Annotated in this window: 19 protein-coding genes and 2 pseudogenes; 13 read left to right on the top strand and 8 right to left on the bottom strand. The window is 71.8% G+C overall.

The window, feature by feature from the left end; genetic code table 11:
* Positions 1 to 17: 17 nt before the first annotated feature.
* The gene (gene lysS, locus V2W30_RS17330; protein WP_338697607.1) at positions 18 to 1,790 is read left to right on the top strand and encodes a lysine--tRNA ligase; all 1,773 of its coding nucleotides are present in this window, start codon (positions 18 to 20) and stop codon (positions 1,788 to 1,790) included.
* Between the two features lie 96 nt (positions 1,791 to 1,886).
* Here the strand turns inward: lysS and V2W30_RS17325 are convergent, their stop codons facing one another.
* From V2W30_RS17325 to V2W30_RS17315, 3 genes are all read right to left on the bottom strand, one after another.
* Positions 1,887 to 3,188: a DUF2637 domain-containing protein gene (locus tag V2W30_RS17325; protein WP_338697605.1), complete on the bottom strand. Its 1,302-nt coding sequence runs from the start codon at positions 3,186 to 3,188 to the stop codon at positions 1,887 to 1,889.
* 146 nt (positions 3,189 to 3,334) lie between these two features.
* Positions 3,335 to 4,171: a DUF3558 domain-containing protein gene (locus V2W30_RS17320; RefSeq protein WP_338697603.1), complete on the bottom strand. Its 837-nt coding sequence runs from the start codon at positions 4,169 to 4,171 to the stop codon at positions 3,335 to 3,337.
* A gap of 163 nt (positions 4,172 to 4,334) precedes the next feature.
* Positions 4,335 to 5,144, bottom strand: a complete 810-nt coding sequence (locus V2W30_RS17315; RefSeq protein ID WP_338697601.1) for a DUF3558 domain-containing protein — start codon at positions 5,142 to 5,144, stop codon at positions 4,335 to 4,337.
* A 189-nt stretch (positions 5,145 to 5,333) separates the two neighbouring features.
* On the opposite strand from V2W30_RS17315, the gene V2W30_RS17310 reads away from it, so the two are divergent.
* Positions 5,334 to 6,527, top strand: coding sequence for an RtcB family protein (locus tag V2W30_RS17310; RefSeq protein WP_338703650.1), 1,194 nt, complete (start codon positions 5,334 to 5,336; stop codon positions 6,525 to 6,527).
* Positions 6,528 to 6,574: 47 nt separating this feature from the next.
* Here the strand turns inward: V2W30_RS17310 and V2W30_RS17305 are convergent, their stop codons facing one another.
* Positions 6,575 to 7,426: a hypothetical protein gene (locus tag V2W30_RS17305; RefSeq protein ID WP_338697599.1), complete on the bottom strand. Its 852-nt coding sequence runs from the start codon at positions 7,424 to 7,426 to the stop codon at positions 6,575 to 6,577.
* Between the two features lie 158 nt (positions 7,427 to 7,584).
* On the opposite strand from V2W30_RS17305, the gene V2W30_RS17300 reads away from it, so the two are divergent.
* The 3 genes and pseudogenes from V2W30_RS17300 to V2W30_RS17290 all read left to right on the top strand — a co-directional run bounded on the left by V2W30_RS17300 (position 7,585) and on the right by V2W30_RS17290 (position 10,872).
* Positions 7,585 to 8,448 (top strand): GNAT family N-acetyltransferase, encoded by an 864-nt coding sequence (locus tag V2W30_RS17300; protein ID WP_338697597.1) that lies wholly within the window; start codon positions 7,585 to 7,587, stop codon positions 8,446 to 8,448.
* A 10-nt stretch (positions 8,449 to 8,458) separates the two neighbouring features.
* Positions 8,459 to 9,285: pseudogene (locus V2W30_RS17295) on the top strand (sugar nucleotide-binding protein).
* 144 nt (positions 9,286 to 9,429) lie between these two features.
* A complete protein-coding gene (locus V2W30_RS17290; RefSeq protein WP_338697595.1) occupies positions 9,430 to 10,872 on the top strand; it encodes an MFS transporter in 1,443 nt (480 codons plus the stop codon).
* Between the two features lie 38 nt (positions 10,873 to 10,910).
* Here the strand turns inward: V2W30_RS17290 and V2W30_RS17285 are convergent.
* Positions 10,911 to 11,799: pseudogene (locus V2W30_RS17285) on the bottom strand (NADP-dependent oxidoreductase).
* A 173-nt stretch (positions 11,800 to 11,972) separates the two neighbouring features.
* Between V2W30_RS17285 and V2W30_RS17280 the strand changes: the two are divergent.
* Complete coding sequence (locus V2W30_RS17280; protein ID WP_338697593.1) at positions 11,973 to 12,386, top strand: helix-turn-helix domain-containing protein; 414 nt, start codon at positions 11,973 to 11,975, stop codon at positions 12,384 to 12,386.
* Positions 12,387 to 12,570: 184 nt separating this feature from the next.
* Here the strand turns inward: V2W30_RS17280 and V2W30_RS17275 are convergent, their stop codons facing one another.
* Together V2W30_RS17275 and V2W30_RS17270 are read right to left on the bottom strand one after the other, a co-directional pair.
* A complete protein-coding gene (locus tag V2W30_RS17275) occupies positions 12,571 to 12,987 on the bottom strand; it encodes a MarR family winged helix-turn-helix transcriptional regulator (RefSeq protein WP_338703648.1) in 417 nt (138 codons plus the stop codon).
* A gap of 103 nt (positions 12,988 to 13,090) precedes the next feature.
* Positions 13,091 to 13,540: a hypothetical protein gene (locus tag V2W30_RS17270; RefSeq protein WP_338697592.1), complete on the bottom strand. Its 450-nt coding sequence runs from the start codon at positions 13,538 to 13,540 to the stop codon at positions 13,091 to 13,093.
* A gap of 108 nt (positions 13,541 to 13,648) precedes the next feature.
* Between V2W30_RS17270 and V2W30_RS17265 the strand changes: the two genes are divergently transcribed.
* The 4 genes from V2W30_RS17265 (at position 13,649) to V2W30_RS17250 (ending at position 15,453) form a co-directional block, all read left to right on the top strand.
* Positions 13,649 to 13,984 carry a YnfA family protein gene (locus V2W30_RS17265; RefSeq protein WP_338697591.1) on the top strand — a complete coding sequence of 112 codons (336 nt, stop codon included), beginning with the start codon at positions 13,649 to 13,651 and terminating at the stop codon, positions 13,982 to 13,984.
* A gap of 75 nt (positions 13,985 to 14,059) precedes the next feature.
* Positions 14,060 to 14,827 carry an SDR family NAD(P)-dependent oxidoreductase gene (locus V2W30_RS17260; protein ID WP_338697590.1) on the top strand — a complete coding sequence of 256 codons (768 nt, stop codon included), beginning with the start codon at positions 14,060 to 14,062 and terminating at the stop codon, positions 14,825 to 14,827.
* Positions 14,817 to 14,999, top strand: coding sequence for a hypothetical protein (locus V2W30_RS17255; RefSeq protein WP_338697588.1), 183 nt, complete (start codon positions 14,817 to 14,819; stop codon positions 14,997 to 14,999). The genes V2W30_RS17260 and V2W30_RS17255 overlap by 11 nt, the downstream gene beginning before the upstream one ends.
* Positions 15,000 to 15,021: 22 nt before the next feature.
* Positions 15,022 to 15,453 (top strand): GNAT family N-acetyltransferase, encoded by a 432-nt coding sequence (locus V2W30_RS17250; RefSeq protein ID WP_338697586.1) that lies wholly within the window; start codon positions 15,022 to 15,024, stop codon positions 15,451 to 15,453.
* 33 nt (positions 15,454 to 15,486) lie between these two features.
* Here V2W30_RS17250 and V2W30_RS17245 read toward each other — a convergent pair whose 3' ends face one another.
* A complete protein-coding gene (locus V2W30_RS17245) occupies positions 15,487 to 16,287 on the bottom strand; it encodes a helix-turn-helix domain-containing protein (RefSeq protein ID WP_338697584.1) in 801 nt (266 codons plus the stop codon).
* A gap of 79 nt (positions 16,288 to 16,366) precedes the next feature.
* Here V2W30_RS17245 and V2W30_RS17240 point away from each other — a divergent pair, with 79 nt between their 5' ends.
* The 3 genes from V2W30_RS17240 (at position 16,367) to V2W30_RS17230 (ending at position 18,799) form a co-directional block, all read left to right on the top strand.
* Positions 16,367 to 16,957, top strand: coding sequence for a TIGR03086 family metal-binding protein (locus V2W30_RS17240; RefSeq protein ID WP_338697582.1), 591 nt, complete (start codon positions 16,367 to 16,369; stop codon positions 16,955 to 16,957).
* A 103-nt stretch (positions 16,958 to 17,060) separates the two neighbouring features.
* Positions 17,061 to 18,152, top strand: coding sequence for an LLM class flavin-dependent oxidoreductase (locus V2W30_RS17235; RefSeq protein WP_338697580.1), 1,092 nt, complete (start codon positions 17,061 to 17,063; stop codon positions 18,150 to 18,152).
* Positions 18,149 to 18,799: a CE1759 family FMN reductase gene (locus V2W30_RS17230; RefSeq protein WP_338697578.1), complete on the top strand. Its 651-nt coding sequence runs from the start codon at positions 18,149 to 18,151 to the stop codon at positions 18,797 to 18,799. Before V2W30_RS17235 ends, V2W30_RS17230 begins: the two co-directional genes overlap by 4 nt.
* The last annotated feature ends 60 nt before the right edge of the window (positions 18,800 to 18,859 follow it).

Genomic DNA, 18,859 nt, shown 5'->3' with positions numbered 1-18,859 from the left:
GAACGAGGAAGAAGGACGTGCCGACCGTGGCCCAGAGCACCGGACCGGAGACCCCAGAGAACGCCGACTGGGTCTCCCGTTACGCGGACGATGTCATCGCCGAGTCCGAGCGTCGTGCCCCGGGCAAACCGGTCGTCGTCGCCTCCGGCCTCTCCCCGTCGGGCCCGATCCACCTCGGCAACCTCCGCGAGGTCATGACCCCGCACCTGGTCGCCGACGAGATCCGCCGCCGCGGATACACGGTCAGGCACCTGATCTCCTGGGACGACTACGACCGCTACCGCAAGGTCCCCAACGGGGTGCCGGGCACGGACGCGTCCTGGGCCGACCACATCGGCAAGCCGCTCACCGCGGTCCCGGCCCCGGCCGGCTCCGCGTACCCGAACTGGGCCGAGCACTTCAAGGCCGCCATGGTCGACGCCCTCGCCGAGCTCGGCGTCGAGTTCGACGGCATCAGCCAGACCGAGCAGTACACGGCGGGCACCTACCGCGAGCAGATCCTGCACGCGATGAAGCACCGCGGCGACATCGACGCGATCCTCGACCAGTACCGCACGAAGAAGGATCCCGGCAAGAAGCCGCAGCAGCAGAAGAACCAGAAGCCGGTCGACGAGGCCGAGCTGGAGGCCGCCGAGGGCTCCGGCGCCGCCTCCGAGGACGACGGCAGCGGCGGCGCGGGCGGCTACTACCCGTACAAGCCGTTCTGCGGCGAGTGCGGCAAGGACCTCACCACCGTCACCTCGTACGACGACGCGACGACCGAGCTGTCCTACACCTGCACGCTCGACGGCTTCACCGAGACCGTCCTGCTGTCGGAGTTCAACCGCGGCAAGCTGGTCTGGAAGGTCGACTGGCCGATGCGCTGGGCCTACGAAGGCGTGATCTTCGAGCCGTCCGGCGTCGACCACTCGTCCCCGGGCTCGTCGTTCCAGGTCGGCGGCCAGATCGTCGACCGGATCTTCGGCGGCAAGCAGCCCATCGGCCCGATGTACGCCTTCGTCGGCATCAGCGGCATGGCGAAGATGTCGTCGAGCAAGGGCGGCGTCCCGACCCCCGGCGACGCCCTCCAGATCATGGAGCCGCAGATCCTGCGCTGGCTCTACGCCCGCCGCCGCCCCAACCAGTCCTTCAAGATCGCCTTCGACCAGGAGATCCAGCGGCTCTACGACGAGTGGGACAAGCTCGGCTCCAAGGTCGCCGACGGCAGCGTGCTGCCCGCCGACGCGGCCGCGTACAGCCGCGCCGTCGGCACCGCCGCCGGCGAACTGCCGCGCACCGAGCGCCCGCTGCCGTACCGCACGCTGGCCTCCGTCGCCGACGTGACCGCCGGGGACACGGAGCAGACGCTGCGCATCCTCTCCGAGCTCGACCCGGAGAACCCGGTCACCGACCTCGCCACCGTCCGGCCCCGCCTGGACAAGGCCGAGGCGTGGATCACCAAGTACGTGCCCGCCGAGTCCCGCACCATCGTGCGCACGGAGCCGGACACGCAGGCGCTCGCCGGTCTCGACGACGCGTCCCGCGACTCGATCCGCCTCCTCCTGGAGGGCCTGGACGACAACTGGTCCCTGGACGGCCTGACCCACCTCGTCTACGGCGTCCCGAAGGTGCAGGCCGGCTACTCCGCCGACGCCACCGCCAAGGAACTCCCGCCGGAGATCAAGACCGCCCAGCGCACGTTCTTCGCCCTGCTCTACGACCTCCTGGTCGGCCGGGACACCGGCCCGCGCCTGCCCACGCTGCTCCTCGCCGTCGGCGCGGACCGCGTCCGCAAGCTGCTCGGCGCGTAACCGCGACAACGGGAGAGGGCGGCACCGGAGAACTCCGGTGCCGCCCCTCTCCCGTCGACCGGTCACCTTTGAGGAACCGGGGACATCCGTCCGGCCTCAGGCCACGTGATCGTCCAGAAGTTCCCTCTCCAGGCGCGGCGTGAACAGGTCCATGTAGTTCCGCAGGTCCTGGCCCTGCATCCGGACACCCGGATACTGCGCCTCCACGTTCGCCGCGAACGCGCCCGGCGTCGGCATCATCCCGTCCTCGCGCGACAGCCGGAACATCCGGTACAGGTCGTCCTCCGTGGGCCCCTCGGCAGCCGCCTCCGCGACCCCGTCACCCAGCGGACGCGTCCCGCCCGCCCCGTTCGGCACGGGGAACTCCGGTTCCGTCACCGGCACCGGCTCGGGCTCGGGCCCCCGAGGACGCGGCACGGGCACCGGAATCTGCTGCGGCTGCTCCTCGTACCACTCCTGGTGCTCCTGCTCCGGCACGAACGTCGGCGGCTCGAACCCCGGGTCGTACCCGCCGTGGTACTCCTTCGGCTGCGGCTCCGCGAACCACTGGCTCGGCGCCTCGGCCACCTGCTGCCGCGCCGCCACCGGCTGCTGCCCCGGCACCGGCTGCCCCGGCCCCTGTTGCTCCGTCGCCATCTGCTGCTGCGCGACCGGCGCCTCCAACTGGGCCGGACCGGACGCCACCGGATGCGGCGGCAGCAACTGCGGCTCGATCCCCGCCGCCGCGAGACCCGCCGGAGCGGTCTCCGCCAGCGGCACCCCGTACCGCGCCAGCCGCAACGGCATCAGCGACTCCACCGGAGCCTTGCGCCGCCACGCCCGCCCGAACCGCGACCGCAGCCGCGCCTGATAGACGAGCCGCTCCTGCTCCAGCTTGATCACCGCGTCGTACGACCGCAGCTCCCACAGCTTCATCCGCCGCCACAGCAGGAACGTCGGCAGCGGGGAGAGCAGCCAGCGCGTGATGCGCACGCCCTCCATGTGCTTGTCCGCCGTGATGTCCGCGATCCGCCCGATCGCGTGCCGGGCCGCCTCCACCGCCACCACGAACAGGATCGGGATCACCGCGTGCATCCCGGTGCCCAGCGGGTCGGGCCACGCCGCGGCGCCGTTGAACGCGATCGTCGCCGCCGTCAGCAGCCACGCCGTCTGACGCAGCAGCGGGAACGGGATCCGGATCCACGTCAGCAGCAGATCAAGGGCGAGCAGCACACAGATGCCCGCGTCGATCCCGATCGGGAAGACGTACGAGAAATTGCCGAAGCCCTTCTCGATGGCCAGCTCCCGCACGGCAGCGTACGAACCGGCGAAACCGATCCCCGCGATGACGACGGCACCGGCCACCACCACAGCGATGAGTATCCGGTGCGTCCGTGTCAGCTCCAGTGGCGCGGCCACTCCAGTTCCCCTCCCAGTTCGGCATGTTGCGTCCCACAGACTGGCACACGCGTGCGGACAGCCGTGGGCCGGTACGCCCGGAGCCCGGCACCCCACGGGGGCCGGGCTCCTCAAACAGCGGACGAACAGAGCCTGTTCGCTCGTTCTCAGTCCTTCTTGGAGTCCGAAGAAGCGGAGGACTTCGCGGACGGCGACTTCGACGACGAGGACTTCGACGACGGCGACGTCGACGCGGAGGCGTCCGACGACGGGGACTTCGCGGCGGAGGCCGAGTCCACGACCGACGCCACCGCCTCCTTGGCCGCCTTCTGCGCGTCCTTCGACAGATCGCTCGCGTCCGGCGTCTTGTCACCGGCCAGACCCGAACCGTTGTAGTCGACCGTCACCACCACGTTGTCCACGCGCGAGACGACCGTCTGCTGCCGCGACGTGACGTCCTTGCCCTTCTTCTCCTCGTACTTGCTGTCGTAGCGCACCAGCGTCGCCTCGTCGCCCGTACCGGAGACCGGCGACGTCTTGACGCTCTTCGCGCCGTCCGTCGCCTCGGCGTCCTTGACCTGCTTCGCGTAGTACTCCGCCGCCAGCTTGTCGCCGCTGCCCCGGTTCACGTCCGAGTCGAAACGCATCAGCGAGACGCTCAGCCAGCGGTACTGCGAGCCCTTCACGCCGTTGCTGTCCAGGCTCGCCCAGGAGCAGCTCGCACGCGTCGACTCGTCGTCCGACGAACCCGCCTTGCTCGTGCCCTTCGGCACCAGATCGCCCAGCGTCTTCTTCGAGAGCGCCGAGCACGCCTGCGGCAGGTCCTTGTACGTCGCGGCCTTCACCTTCTTCGCCGCGCCCCCGGCGGTCGACGCGGAAGCCTTCGCCTGGGATTCCCGCTTCGCACCGTCACCGGAACCCGAGCCGGAGTCGGAGGAGCAGCCGGCCACGACGAGCACCGCCGGCACGGCGGCTGCGCAGACGAGGAGGCGGGGGAGTCGCATGGTGGGACGGTGCATGGTTCCTTCACTGGGCCGCTGACAGGACACCGGCCCCGGTCCGGGGGCGGTGTACCACCCCTTCGCCCGGGTCCGATGGGCCACCGTACGCCGAAGCGGCCCCGCACGCCTCGCCTTCCCCGGACCGCGACCGCCCGCCCCGCGGGCCCTACTCGCCGAACTGACCGACCAGCTTCCGCGCCAGCTCACGCGCTGTGTCCTGCATTTCTTCACTGTCCGGCGTCTCGCCGACGACCGCCGACTGCGCCTCGTACTCGACGGTCACCAGCACGTTGGACGTGCGGAACACCACAGTCACCGTCCGCTTCCCCGACGCCGTGCCCGACAGCACATCGTCGACGAACGCCTCGTCGCCGAGATCGTCCAGCACACGCGGCTGAAGCTCCGACGCCGAGGGCGACGCCGTCCCGGCCTCCTGCGACGGCTCGTCGGACCCCTCCTGCGACGGCTCGTCCGACGCCTCGTCCGTCGGGTCCTCGGCGGGCGACGAGGACACCGGCGCCGGCAGGTCCGCCGCGACCTGCTTCGACGCGAACACCTCCTGCGCCTCCGCGTCGTCGCTCACCGTCGTGCCGTACGACACCACCCGCTCGAAGTCGAGCGTCAGCCGGTGCGTGCCGTCCTTCGCCGAGTCGTCCTTCCACCGGCACCCCACCCGCCGGCCCGTGTCGAACGTGGTCGTCGCCACACCCTCGTACGCCTTCTCGCGCTGCTCCTCGTCGGGCACCTCGGCGATCCCCGGCAGCATCTCGTCCAGCGTCGCCTTCCCCGGCTGGGAGCAGGGCTCGGGCAGCGTCCGGTACTTGCCGGGCTGGGCCATCGACGCCGACGCGCTCACCTCACCGGGCTTGGAGTCGTCCGCACCGCCGTCGGGGTCGGAACTTCCGGTGCAGCCCGTGAGCAACGCCGTCAGGAGCACGGCGGCACCCGGCACCAACGCGTAGGACTTCCGCTGCACCGTGGGGGCTCCTCTGTTCGCCGGTGTTATTCGGTTGCCGCACGGGGCGGCCGGTGACGACGATATCTATCGCACGCACCGCCGTGGGCGCCGGTCCGCCGTCCGCTTCGTCGACTTGGCACCGGTATGCGCGCATCCATACTTCTGACCGGCGATCTGTCCCAACCGGTCCTGTTCACGGGGGATTTCATGTCATACGTAGAGGTGCCGGGGGCCAAGGTCCCCATCCGCATGTGGGCCGACCCGGCGTCGGTCGACGACGGGGCGATGCAGCAGCTGCGCAACGTGGCGACCCTGCCCTGGATCCAGGGCCTGGCCGTGATGCCCGACGTCCACTACGGCAAGGGGGCGACGGTCGGTTCGGTCATCGCGATGCGGGGCGCGGTCTGCCCGGCGGCGGTCGGCGTGGACATCGGCTGCGGCATGAGCGCGGTCAGGACGTCCCTGACGGCCAACGACCTGCCCGGCGACCTCTCCCGCCTCCGCGCGAAGATCGAGCAGGCGATCCCGGTGGGCCGCGGCATGCACGACGACCCGGTCGACCCGGGCCGGCTGCACGGCTTCGGCACGGCCGGCTGGGACGACTTCTGGGCGCGGTTCGAGGGGGTCGCCGAATCGGTCAAATTCCGTCAGGAACGCGCTCATAAGCAGATGGGAACGCTCGGAGCCGGAAATCATCTGGCTGAAGTGTGCCTTGATGAGTCAGGTTCGGTATGGCTCATGCTGCACTCCGGTTCCCGCAACATCGGCAAGGAACTCGCAGATCACCACATCGGCGTCGCACGGAGCCTCCCGCACAACCAGAACCTGGTCGACCGCGACTTGGCGGTGTTCATAGCGGAGACCCCGCAGATGGCGGCGTACCGGAACGATCTGTACTGGGCCCAGGAGTACGCCAAGTACAACCGCGCGATCATGATGGCGCTTCTCAAGGACGTGATCCGCAAGGAGTTCAAGAAGGCGAAGCCGACCTTCGAGTCCGAGGTGTCCTGTCATCACAATTACGTGAGCGAAGAGCGCTACGACGGCATGGACCTGCTTATTACGCGCAAGGGTGCCATCCGGGCCGGCGCGGGCGACTACGGGATCATTCCCGGCTCCATGGGGACCGCGTCGTACATTGTGAAGGGCCTGGGAAACAGCAAGGCGTTCAACTCGGCTTCGCACGGTGCTGGTCGGCGTATGAGCCGCAGTGCGGCGAAGCGGCATTTCACGGTGCGCGACCTGGAGGAGCAGACGCGGGGTGTGGAGTGTCGCAAGGACTCCGGCGTGCTGGACGAGATTCCCGGCGCGTACAAGAACATCGAGCACGTGATGGAGCAGCAGCGCGATCTCGTGGAGGTCGTGGCGAAGATCAAGCAAGTCATCTGTGTGAAGGGCTGAACTGCCGTTAGGGCCCGAGCCGGTAGCGGCTCGGGCCCACATTCCGGCTATTCGGGCATGGATACCCGCCCGGTGCGCAGGCGCCACTGCCGCAGTTGGCAGCTCTGGTAGCTGCGGCCCAACTCCTCGGCGGCTGCGGTGATGCTGCTGTGCCCGAGGAGGATGCGGTCCTCCCATTCCCTCCAGCGGCGGTGGTGGGGAGAGGTTTTCATGCCGGGCGGGCGCACCCAGGCGTGCAACGAGTCGGCGGCTGCCTGCTTGCGCTCAAGTGCGAGGCAGCCCGGATAGTAGAGATGCGCCGCCAGGGCCTGGGACGCCTCCTTCGAGTACAGGATGTTGTAGATCGCGTCCCGCTCGTTCCGGCCCGGGTGCCGGGAGGCACCAGTGATCTTCTTGGCGTAGAAGCAGAAGTACGCGGCGATCGCGGTGCTTGCCGTCGTGAGGGAGACGAACGGCAGCCCCTGCTTCGTGTAGCCCACGGACCCGTCGGCGTCGATCACGCCCCGCAGGTAGTCGGGCCGTGAGAACGGCACGCGGGGCGGCTTGATCTGCTGGGACTTGCGCCCGTACGGCAATCCGAGCTCATTGAGCTTCGTGCGCGCTTCCAGCGAGCACAGGGTCCAGATCGCCGAGTGGTGGGACGTGGCGAAGTTCGTCGACCGTACCCGCTCGGAGATGGTGCTGTTGTACGGCGTCAACTTCTGGAAGCTGCGCAGGATTTCGATGTCACGGATGTTGATCTCGACGGTCATGCGGCCCCGGTCGCGGGATTGTCGCGAGAGGTGCCCGTCCATCTGCAGAAATCCGTACATGTACGAGTACTCCGGCACCCCCAGGTCCATGAATCCCGAGGAGACGTCGAACGCCAACTGGTGAGCGCTAGGCTCGCGTTCAGCCATGGGAAGTCACTGCCTTCCTTCTGGTCAGGCCCCCGGCCGGGACTGCAATCCCGCCGGGGGCCGCACTGTTTTTGGTTGTCGTCCATGACGCTAGCCAGCGCGTTGTAGCTCGACCGGAAAATCGATCAGCGTCACTCGTGTGAGTGGGATCATGCGGCATGCACTCGGACCACTGGCACCTCACCGAAGACCTGGACGGCTTTCTGGACCGGGCGGGGGATTTCGTACGGTCGCGGCCCGTCGCGCACCTGGTGCAGCTGACGGCGCTCGCGCGGCTGCGCAAGCGCGGGGCGGCCTGGTACGGGCCGGACGCGCCGTTGTTCGGCAGCCTGGAGCGGGCCGACGGCGGGATCGAGGGCACGTTCCACCGGCTGCCCTCGCAGGGGGTCGGGCTCACGCCGCTCACCCCCGAGCAGGCCGACGGGCTCGCCGCGCGGTTGGCGGGGCGGGGGGTTGGTGTCCCGTACGTCAGCGCCGACCGGGCCACCGCCGACGCGTTCGTCGCGGCCTGGCAGCGGCACACCGGTGTCACGGCGGAGCTGCGGGTGCCGATGTGTCTGTACCGGCTGGGCACGCTGACGCCGCCGGAGCCGTTCCCGGCGGGGCGGGGCCGGGTCGTGGAGGGCGCGGACCGCGAGCAACTCATGCGCTGGTGCCGGGAGTTCGCCGCCGATGTCGGGGAGGATGTCGTCATCGACGCCGGTACGTGGTCGGGCACGCGGTTCGCCGACAAGACGTACACGTTCTGGGAGGCCGAGGACGGGACACCGTTGTCCATGGCCGGGGTGAACCCGGTGGTGGAGGGGGTCGCCCAGGTGGACCCCGTCTACACCCCGGCCGCGCTGCGCGGACACGGGTACGCGGCGGCCGTGACGGTCGAGGTGAGCCGCGCCGCGCTGGCCGGGGGCGCCAGGGAGGCCGTCCTGTGCACGGACGCGACCAACTCCACGAGCAACGCCCTCTACCGGCGGCTCGGGTACGAACTGGTCACCGACTGGTCCGTGTACGACTTCGCGTACTGAGGCGGCTTCGATGCTCATCGTGGGCGGCAGCGGGTTTCTGGGGCGGCTGCTGGTGCGGGCCGCCCTCGACGGCGGGCGGGCCGTCGCGGCCACGTACGCCTCACGCCCCGGGGGTGAGGGTGACGTCAGGTGGCTCGCGGCCGATCTGCGGGAGCCCGGTTCCGTCGCCGCTGTTCTCGACGCCGTACAGCCGCGTGTCGTCGTCAACGCGTCGTCGGGCGGGGCCGATTGGGCGGTGACCGCCGACGGCGCCGCGCACCTGGCGGTCGCCGCCCGCGCGCGGGGGTGCCGGCTCGTCCACGTGTCGAGCGACGCCGTCTTCTCGGGTGCGGACGTGCGCTACGACGAGGGGTGCCCGCCCGATCCGAACACGACGTACGGCGCGGCCAAGGCGGCGGCCGAGACGGCGGTCCGCGCGGTCGACCCGTCGGCGGTCGTGGCCCGGACGTCCCTGATCATCGGCGGCGGACCTGCCGAGGACCCCGGTCGCGCGGGGTGCTCGAAGCACGAGGAGTTCGTGCACGCGCTCGCGTCCGGCCGACGCCAGGGCGTGCTGTTCACCGACGACGTGCGCTGCCCGGTGCACGTCGGGGATCTCGCGGCCGCGCTGCTGGAGCTGGCGGACGGGGACGCCGCCGGGGTCGTGCACCTCGGTGGCGCCGACGCGGTCAGCCGCTACGAGCTCGGCGCGCTGATCGCCCGCCGGGACGGGTGCGACCCGGCCGCCCTGCGCGCCGGGCGTGCCCCGCGGCGCGGGACATCCGGCTCGACAGCACGCGGACGCAGGCGGCGCTGCGGGTCCGGCTGCGGGGCGCGCGGGAGTTCCTGGCGGGCTGAGCGCGGGTCCGGTCCGTGGGCTTGACAGTGCCGTCGCCCCGCCCGCATATTTATCTGTGTCACGCAGCTTCTGCGCGACGCCGATGGAGTAGGACACAGTGCCGGCGTCGCGGCTGCATTCCGTCCGCACCTTGGGGATCACCCATGACTTCCACGCTTCCGGCCGCCCCGAGCGCGGCCGAGGCTCCACCCGCCCTCGGCGCCGGCCGGCGCTGGGCCGTGCTCGGCGTCGTCCTCGCCGCCGACGTGCTCGACCTCGTCGACGCCACCGTCACCAACGTCGCCGCCCCGACCATCGCCCGCGACCTCGGCGGCGGCCCCGGGCTCGTCCAGTGGCTCGGTGCCTCGTACGCCCTCGCCCTCGGCGTGCTGCTCGTGCTCGGCGGCAGGCTCGGGGACAGGTTCGGCAGGCGCCGCCTCTTCCTCCTCGGGCTCGGCGGGTTCACCGTCGCGTCCGTCGCCTGCGGACTCGCGAACGGGCCCGAACTCCTCGTCGCCGCACGGCTGGTGCAGGGCGCTTTCGGCGCCCTCGTCATCCCGCAGGGCTTCGGCGTCCTCGGCGCCACCTGGCCGCGCGAGCAGATCGGCAAGGCGTTCAGCCTGTTCGGGCCCGTGATGGGCCTGTCCGCCGTCGGCGGTCCCGTGCTCGCCGGCTTCCTGATCGACGCCGACCTCGGCGGGCTCGGCTGGCGCTCCATGTTCCTCGTCAACATCGTGCTCGGCGGTGCCGCCTTCCTCGCCGCCGTCCTGCTGCTGCCGCGTGATCGCGGCGACCGGTCCACCGTCGTCGACTCGCTCGGCTCCGTGCTGCTCGGGCTCGCCATGCTCGGGCTGCTCGGCGGGTTCATCGAGGGCGCGGGCCACGGCTGGTCCGCGGGCCCGGTCGCGCTGCTCGTCGCCGGGGCCGGCTTCTTCGCCGCCTTCGGCCGGCGCCAGCGCGTCGCGCCCCACCCCCTCATCCGGCCGTCCCTGCTGCGCAACCGCGGGTTCACGGCCGGACTTCTGCTCGGTGTCGTGTTCTTCGCCGCCGTCGCCGGACTGCTGTACGTCGTGTCGCTGTTCCTCCAGGACGGCCTGCGCAGGTCGCCCTCGGAGGCGGCCCTCGCGCTCGTTCCGCTCTCCGCCGGGATCGTCGTCGCGTCGATCGCCTGCTACCGGCTGATCGGCCGGTTCGGCCGCCGGCTGGTGCTCGCCGGACTGTGCGTCACCCTGCTCGGCACGCTCTGCCTGCTCGCCCTCGTCGCCGACAGCGGTGTGGACGTGGGCGGTTGGCCGCTCGGTGGCTGCCTGTTCGTCATCGGCGTCGGGATGGGGACCTGCTTCGGGTCCACGTACGACGTCACCATCGGCGACATCGCCCCGGACGAGGCCGGCAGCGCGAGCGGCGCGCTCGGCGCGGTCCAGCAGCTCTCCAACGGGCTCGGCGCCGCCCTCGTCACCACCGTCTACTTCCACGCCGCCGCCGACGGGCGCGGCGCGGCCCACGCCACCGTCGTGAGCCTCGCCGTCGTCGCCGTCGTCGCCCTGGTCTGCTGCGGTGTCGTGCGCCTGCTGCCGCGCGAGGCCCCCGCGAATCACCCGCACTAGAGGCCCGGTCGGCGTCAGGGGGCCCGAGGTCCCCGAGGTCAGGGGATCAGGACCAGACGTCCCCTGACCCCGCCCTCGGCGAGCCGCGCGTGGGCCTTGGCCGCGTCGGTGAGGGCGTACGTCTCGGCGACCCGTGTCGTCAGGACGCCCTCGTCGGCGAGGCGGACCAGTTCCGCGAGGCGCGTGCCGTCCGCCGCCACCTCCACCGCCCCGGTGCGCACCCCGCGCTCCGGGGCCGGTGCCGCGCCGAGGATCACCCCGACGTACGCGCCCCGTCGCGCACCCACGACAGCGCCTCGGCGCCGATGACGGCGGTGTCGAGGACGCCGTCCGCGAGGTCGGGGTGGTGCCGCGCGGCACGAAGCGGGTGGCGCCGAGGGAGCGGACCAGGTCCTCGTCGCCGGGGCCCGCGTACGCGGTGACCTCGACGCCCCGGTGCGCGGCGAGCTGGATCGCGTAGCCGCCGACCGCGCCCGCCGCGCCGGTCACGAGGAGCGTCCGGCCGGGTTCCAGGGCGAGTCGGTCGAGTGCCTGGGCGGCGGTGAGGGCGTTGAGGGGGAGGGTCGCGGCGTCGACCGGGTCGAGGGAGGTGGGCGCGGCGGCCGCCGCCGACGCGTCCACGACCACGTAATCGGCGTGCGCGCCAAGGGGGTTGGCCGTTCCGTAGTGCAGGGCGACCACCTGGTCGCCGACCGTCCAGCCGGTGGCGACACCGGTCGCGTCGACGGTCCCGGCCACGTCCCAGCCGAGGCCGAGCCGCTTGCCGGCCCCGCCGAAGACGCCGGAGCGGATGCCCGCGTCGACCGGGTTGAGGGTGGCGGCGGCGACCTTGACGCGGATCTGGGCCGCGCCCGGTTCGGGGATCTCGACGTCCGCGATCTCGACCGCTTCCGGACCGCCGAACGTCGTGACGACTGCTGCGCGCATGGGAGCAACTCCTGCCGTGTATAAGGGGGTTGGTGGTGCTCTGTGGGGCTTTCCTGCCCACGACCGCAACCTTAGGGAGCGCTACTCTCTTTCGGTAAGTACGTACTCGGAGGTGCGTACGTCACCACGGAGTGCGCGCGGACGACGTACGCGTCGCACGGAAGGGCGGGGACATGGCGACGATGACGGCGGCGCAGCGCCGCGAGCAGGCGCGGTTCGCGTACGACGCGTTCCTGCGGGAATGCCCGACGAACCAGCTGCTCGCGCGGCTGAGCGACAAGTGGGTGAGCCTCGTGGTGAGCGCGCTCGCCGGGCACGAGGGGCCCATGCGCTACTCCGACCTCGGGCGGAAGATCGCGGGCGTCAGTCAGAAGATGCTGACGCAGACCCTGCGGACGCTGGAGCGGGACGGGATCGTCGCGCGGACCGTGACGCCGTCGGTGCCGGTGCGGGTCGACTACGAACTGACGGACCTGGGCCGGAGCCTGAGCGGCCTGCTGCTCGCGGTGAAGGACTGGGCGGAGACGCACATGGACGAGGTGGCGGACGCCAGGGAGACCTACGACGCCGCGGCCGGAGCCGCCTAGGCCATGTCCGGCGGACCTGGTCGCGGACGCGGGGTCTGCCACGCCGACCTGCGGCGCCGGCGCGGGTTGCCGGCGCTCCGCGTGGACGCCCTCCGCCGCCGTGCGTCTCGACGCGTCGGACCCCGCTCACCGGCGCGGAAGGGCGCGGGCCACCCCGGCCGCGACCTGGTCCGCCGGACAGGACCTAGCCGAAGTCGTCCGAGCGCAGCCGCTCGACCTGGCCCGCGCTGAACTCCACCGTGCGCTTCATGTGCCGCACGATCAGGGCGAGTTCGCTGTCGTCGAGGTCGTCGAAGAGCGTGGACCAGCCGGCCCCGAGCCGGTCCCACATGCGGCCGAACTCGGCGACCTTCTCCGGCACGGGCACGACCAGGACCCGGCGCCGGTCGGCCGTGTCCCGCTCGCGCACCACGTAGCCGGCCCGCTCCAGGCGGTCGACGAGCCGGGTCGCCGAGCCCGTCGTCAGGCCGGTGAGCTCGGCGATGCGGCCCGTGGTGACGGGGGCCTTCTCCAGGGTGAGGAGGTTGAGGCACTGGAGGTCGGTGGGGTGCAGCCCGATGTGGTCCGCGACGGCCTGGTTGAACAGGGCGTACGACGCCATGTAGCGCCGGGACTCGACGGACAGCTCGGCGAGCAGTGCGGGCCGGCGGGAGGCGGGGGCGGTCTGCGACTCGGACGTGGGCACGGGCCCCAACGTAGCCGCCTCAGAAGTAGTACGTGTCGCCGGTGTCCAGGACCAGGACCCGGTGCCGGTTGTTCTGCCCGTTGTGGTCGACGGGGCCGCCCGTCCAGACCGTGTCGATCCGCACGGTGACCTCGGTGGTGGCGGCGGCCAGCCGGACGTCGACGGTGAACGGGGTCCCGTACGCCGCCGCGGGCAGCGCGCCGGTGCGGCAGTCGACGGTGCGCGGGCCGCTGCGCAGGCAGGCGTCGGGCAGCGTCTGGTCGTCGGCGAGCGGCACGGACCAGGCCAGGCGCAGGGTGCTGTCGGTCACGTCGGACGGTCCGTGGTTCTGCGGGGTGAGGGCGACGGCGACGTGGGCGCCGGTCATGGTGATGCCGCCGTGGTGCGCGAGGTCGGCCTCGGGCGTGGTGCCTTCGGCCGGGACGGTGAGGAGCAGGGCGACGGCGGCGGGGACGAGCGCGGGGTGCATGGTGACCTCCGTACGAAGGGGTGGCCGGGCGCCGGATGTATCCCACGCCGGCCGGACCACGACACGCGAGCCGCGTCCGCGCCACCCGTGCGTGACACCCTGGGGCGCATGATCGTCGCCCGTTCCGTGCTCCTGTTCGCGCTGGCCGCCCTTCTGGAGATCGGTGGCGCGTGGCTGGTGTGGCAGGGGGTGCGGGAGCATCGCGGCTGGGCGTGGATCGGGGCCGGGGTGATCGCGCTCGGTCTGTACGGGTTCGTGGCGACGCTCCAGCCGGACGGCGAGTTCGGGCGGATCCTCGCGGCGTACGGCGGGGTGTTCGTGGCCGGGTCGATCGCCTGGGGCATGGTCGTGGACGGCTACCGGCCGACGCGGTGGGACGTGACCGGGGCCCTGATCTGCCTGGTCGGGATGGCCGTGATCATGTACGCGCCGCGGGGCGACTGATCCACGCCGCCCGGGGCGCCCCCGGGCGGCGGCCTATCCTGGGCCGGAAGCGACCACACGTACGAGGAGTAGCTCATGGCCCCCGCAGCAGCGTCCCGCATCGCCGTCGTCACGGGTGCCAGCAGCGGTATCGGCGCCGCGACGGCGCGGCAGCTGGCGGCGGCCGGGTACCGGGTCGTGCTGACGGCCCGCCGCAAGGACCGGATCGAGGCCCTCGCCGAGGAGATCACGGCGGCCGGTCACGACGCGGCGGCGTTCGCCCTCGACATCACGGACCGCGCGGCGGTCGACGAGTTCGCGTCCGCGTTCAGGACGGTCGGTGTCCTGGTGAACAACGCGGGCGGCGCGCTCGGCGCGGACCCGGTCTCCTCCGCCGACCCCGAGCAGTGGCGGCAGATGTACGAGACGAACGTCCTCGGCACGCTGAACGTGACGCAGGCCCTGCTGCCCGCCCTCACCGCCTCCGGCGACGGCACGGTCGTCGTCCTCTCCTCGACCGCCGGGCACGGCACGTACGAGGGCGGCGGCGGTTACGTGGCGGCCAAGCACGCCGAGCACGTCCTCGCGGAGACGCTGCGCCTGGAGATCGTGGGCACGCCAGTGCGGGTCATCGAGGTGGCGCCCGGCATGGTGAAGACCGACGAGTTCGCGCTGACCCGGTTCGGCGGTGACCAGGAGAAGGCGGCGAAGGTGTACGCGGGTGTGGCCGAGCCGCTGACGGCGGACGACGTCGCGGACACCATCACGTGGGCGGTCACGCGGCCCCCGCACGTGAACATCGACCTGCTGGTGGTCCGCCCGCGCGCCCAGGCCTCCAACACGAAGGTGCACCGTGAGCTCTGACGCTCCCGGTGCTCCCGACCCGCTGGAGGCGCTCCAGCGGGAGTACGACGAGCGCCGCCTCGCCCAGGAGAAGAAGGGCGAGCGGTACATGTGGTGGTACCTGGGCTACTTCCTCTTCGGTATCCACCTGGTGGCGTTCGTGATGATCTACGCGATCTCCCACGCCAAGTAGCCCGACCCGTACGCTTCGGCGCATGAAGACAGTCGATCTCGAGCCGGGTGACGAGCGTCTCGCGGCCGAAGTGCTGCCCGTGCTGCGGGAGTTGCGCCCGCATCTGACCGCCGACCTGTTCCGCGAGGTGTACGCCGAGGGGTACGGGCAGGGGCTGCGGTTCACCGCCGCGTACGACGACGGCGGCGCGTGCGTCGGCGTCGCCGGGTGGCGGGTGGTGGTCAACACCAGCGCGGGACGCAAGCTGTACGTCGACGACCTGGTGACCGGCGAGGCGGCCCGCTCGGGCGGGGTGGGCCGGGCGCTGCTCGGGCATCTGGAGGAGCGCGGGCGGCAACTGGGCTGTGTGCAGCTCGACCTGGACTCCGGGACGCAGCGCACGGACGCGCACCGGTTCTACCTGCGGGAGCGCATGAAGATCACGTCGTTCCACTTCAAGAAGTCGCTCCGGTAGGCCGCTCGCCGGGCCCGGCGTCGCTCGTGGGGCTCAGCCGGGGTAGGCGGTCGGCGGGACGCCGACCGTCGCGGTGAAGTCCCGTACGAGGTGGGCCTGGTCGGCGTAGCCGAGGTCGGCGGCGAGGGCCGCCCAGTCGATGTCGTCGCGCCGGGCGGCGGTCTCCAGTGCCTCGTGGATGCGGTAGCGCAGGACGCACCACTTGGGGCTGACGCCGACGTACGCGGAGAACAGCCGCTGGAGCGCTCGCACGGACAGCCCCGTGGCGCGGGCGAGGTCGGCGACGCGGCGCAGCTCGCGCTCGGCGCGGATCCGGGCGACGAGGTCGCGCGCGAGCTCGGCCCGCGGGTCGGGCCGGGCGGGGGCGAGGGGCAGCAGGTAGGCGTCGAGGGCGTCGATCCGGTCCTGGTCGTCGGCGGGGGAGAGGATCGCCGCGGGGTCGGTGGGCGGGAAGACCTCCTCGTACGGCAGGACCCGCCCGGTCCACTCGGCGACCGGCACGTCCGGCGCGAACGGGCGGAACGCCCCCGGCCGGAACTTCACCCCGCACACCTGGCCCCGCCCGCCGAGCTTGCGCGTGTAGATCCCGGGCGCGAAGACCCCGGTGAACTCCCCGTACGCGGGCTCCGTCGCCTCGTCGCGCTGGAACGTCAGGTTCACGGCGGGGTGCGGCACGATGTGCGAGGCGTAGGGCGCGGGCAGGTCCCAGTCGATGAACCAGTAGTTCTCGACGTACGGGCGCAGCGCCTCGGCGGGGTCGTGCCGCCGGAACCGCACGCGCGTGAGCAGCGCGGAGGGGTCGACGATCCCGCGGGTGTCACGGTCGTGGGCCATGCGCGGATCGTACGGCGGGGCACTGACAGCGTCGCGTTCGTTCAAGAGGCGCGGGGCGGATCCTCGTAGCGTCGATCGCATGGACACGAACGAGAACGTGACGGCGAACGAGAGCATCGGTGACCTGATCGGCGCGGCGGTGGAGCGGGCCGTGCCCGTCGTGGCCGGGATCGAGGACAAGGCGCTCGCGGAGCCCACGCCCTGCGCGGACTACGACGTGAAGGCGCTGGTCAACCACCTCTTCCAGGTGGTGGTGCAGTTCCAGAAGCTGGCGGCGAAGCAGCAGGACGACTTCACCGTGACCCCCGATTTCGTGTCGCGGGACGGCTGGCGCGAGCGGTTCGCCGCGGAGGCCGGCGCCCTGGTGGCGGCCTGGTCGGCGCCCGGCGCCGAGGACGGCACGACCGGCGCGATGAACATGCCGGCGCGGCTCGTCGGCTCGATGGCGCTGCTCGATCTGACCGTGCACGCGTGGGACCTGGCGCGGGCCACGGGACGGCCGTTCGAGCCCGCGCCGCGGGCGGTGGCGCCGCTCGCGGCGGCGGTGGCCGAGCTGGGCCCGACCGCGCGGTCGATGGGCGTGTTCGGGGAGCCGGTGGCGGTGGGCGAGGACGCGTCGGCGTTCGAGCGGCTGCTGGCGGCGACCGGGCGGGATCCCGTACGGGGGTGAGGGCCGGGGCTCCGGGGGCCCGGGAATAGCGGGGGCGGGGGCACCGTTCAGCAGGTATAGTTGAAGCATCAACAACCTGCGGAGGGTGAGCAAGGTGAGCAGCATGCAGTTCGGAATCTTCACCGTCGGAGACGTCACCGTCGACCCGACGACCGGACGCGCTCCCAGCGAGCACGAGCGGATCAAGGCGATGCTCGCCATCGCGCAGAAGGCCGAGGAGGTCGGGCTCGACGTCTTCGCGACCGGCGAGCACCACAACCCGCCGTTCGTCCCGTCGTCGCCGACGACGATGCTCGGCTACATCGCCGCGCGCACCGAGAACCTGATCCTGTCCACGTCCACGACGCTGATCACCACCAACGACCCGGTGAAGATCGCCGAGGACTTCGCGATGCTCCAGCACGTCGCGGAGGGGCGGGTCGACGTCATGATGGGCCGCGGCAACACGGGCCCCGTCTATCCGTGGTTCGGCAAGGACATCCGCGACGGCATCGACCTGGCCATCGAGAACTACGCGCTGCTGCGCCGCCTGTGGGACGAGGACGTCGTCACCTGGAAGGGCAAGTTCCGCACCCCGCTCCAGTCGTTCACCTCGACTCCCCGCCCGCTCGACGGGGTCGCGCCCTTCGTCTGGCACGGCTCGATCCGCTCCCCGGAGATCGCCGAGCAGGCCGCGTACTACGGCGACGGCTTCTTCCACAACCACATCTTCTGGCCCGCGAGCCACACCAAGCAGATGGTGAACCTGTACCGGCAGCGCTACGCCCACTACGGGCACGGCACCCCCGAGCAGGCGATCGTCGGGCTCGGCGGCCAGGTGTTCATGCGCAAGAACTCGCAGGACGCGGTGCGCGAGTTCCGCCCCTACTTCGACAACGCGCCGGTGTACGGGCACGGCCCGTCCCTGGAGGAGTTCACGTCGCAGACGCCGCTGACGGTCGGCTCGCCGCAGGAGGTCATCGAGCGGACCCTGTCCTTCCGTGACTACGTGGGCGACTACCAGCGCCAGCTGTTCCTGATGGACCACGCGGGCCTGCCGCTCAAGACGGTCCTGGAGCAGCTCGACCTGCTCGGCGAAGAGGTCGTCCCCGTCCTGCGCAAGGAGTTCGCGAACCGTCGCCCGGCGAACGTGCCGGACGCGCCCACCCACGCCGCCCGTGTCGAGGCCAAGCGCCAGGAGGTGACGCAGGCATGAAGCTCGTCGTCGTGTCGGCGGGGCTGAGCGCCCCGTCGTCCACCCGGCTCCTGGCCGACCGCCTCACGGCGGCCACGACCGCGCACGTCGACGCGGAGGTCGAGGTCATCGAACTCCGCGACCTGGCGACGGAGATCGCCCAGCACTTCGTCACGGGGTTCCCGCCGGCCCGGCTCGCCGCCGCGCTCGACGCGGTGGCCTCGGCGGACGGCCTGATCGCGGTCTCGCCGGTCTTCGCGGCGTCGTACAGCGGCCTGTTCAAGTCGTTCTTCGACGTCATCGACAGGGACGCGCTGACCGGCAAGCCCGTACTGATCGGGGCGACCGGCGGCACCGCACGCCACTCGCTGGTGACCGAACACGCCCTGCGCCCGCTCTTCACGTACCTGCGGGCCCTCGTCCTGCCGACCGCCGTGTACGCGGCGTCGGAGGACTGGGGCGAGGAGGGCCTCGCGACCCGGATCGCCCGCGCGGGCGGCGAGCTGGCCCGCTTCATGGCACCCGCCACCGTCCCGGACGTCGACACCACGGCGGCGATCGCACCCCGCTCCCTGCACGGCGCGATCACCTCCGTCGACCCGTCGGCCGGCTTCGCGACGGGCCTCGTACCGTTCGAGCAGAGACTGGCGGCGCTGCGGGGCGAGTGAGCGGGGCCGGACGGATGCCCGGCCCGGATTAATGCGTGGCGTGGGGCCGGGCGGCGTCGC

This window comes from Streptomyces sp. Q6, from assembly GCF_036967205.1.
GTDB classification, from domain to species: Bacteria; Actinomycetota; Actinomycetes; order Streptomycetales; family Streptomycetaceae; genus Streptomyces; species Streptomyces citrinus.
This window is presented reverse-complemented; position numbering and strand designations above follow the sequence as displayed.

Coding starts and splice junctions, on each gene's coding strand:
- V2W30_RS17320 (WP_338697603.1), bottom strand. CDS start 4,171: ATGCGACTCCCCCGCCTCCTCGTCTGCGCAGCCGCCGTGCCGGCGGTG.
- V2W30_RS17230 (WP_338697578.1), top strand. CDS start 18,149: ATGAAGCTCGTCGTCGTGTCGGCGGGGCTGAGCGCCCCGTCGTCCACC.
- V2W30_RS17275 (WP_338703648.1), bottom strand. CDS start 12,987: ATGGCGTCGTACGCCCTGTTCAACCAGGCCGTCGCGGACCACATCGGG.
- V2W30_RS17245 (WP_338697584.1), bottom strand. CDS start 16,287: ATGGCCCACGACCGTGACACCCGCGGGATCGTCGACCCCTCCGCGCTG.
- V2W30_RS17290 (WP_338697595.1), top strand. CDS start 9,430: ATGACTTCCACGCTTCCGGCCGCCCCGAGCGCGGCCGAGGCTCCACCC.
- V2W30_RS17310 (WP_338703650.1), top strand. CDS start 5,334: ATGTCATACGTAGAGGTGCCGGGGGCCAAGGTCCCCATCCGCATGTGG.
- V2W30_RS17300 (WP_338697597.1), top strand. CDS start 7,585: ATGCACTCGGACCACTGGCACCTCACCGAAGACCTGGACGGCTTTCTG.
- V2W30_RS17240 (WP_338697582.1), top strand. CDS start 16,367: ATGGACACGAACGAGAACGTGACGGCGAACGAGAGCATCGGTGACCTG.
- V2W30_RS17250 (WP_338697586.1), top strand. CDS start 15,022: ATGAAGACAGTCGATCTCGAGCCGGGTGACGAGCGTCTCGCGGCCGAA.
- V2W30_RS17260 (WP_338697590.1), top strand. CDS start 14,060: ATGGCCCCCGCAGCAGCGTCCCGCATCGCCGTCGTCACGGGTGCCAGC.
- V2W30_RS17235 (WP_338697580.1), top strand. CDS start 17,061: ATGCAGTTCGGAATCTTCACCGTCGGAGACGTCACCGTCGACCCGACG.
- V2W30_RS17305 (WP_338697599.1), bottom strand. CDS start 7,426: ATGGCTGAACGCGAGCCTAGCGCTCACCAGTTGGCGTTCGACGTCTCC.
- V2W30_RS17270 (WP_338697592.1), bottom strand. CDS start 13,540: ATGCACCCCGCGCTCGTCCCCGCCGCCGTCGCCCTGCTCCTCACCGTC.
- V2W30_RS17280 (WP_338697593.1), top strand. CDS start 11,973: ATGGCGACGATGACGGCGGCGCAGCGCCGCGAGCAGGCGCGGTTCGCG.
- V2W30_RS17265 (WP_338697591.1), top strand. CDS start 13,649: ATGATCGTCGCCCGTTCCGTGCTCCTGTTCGCGCTGGCCGCCCTTCTG.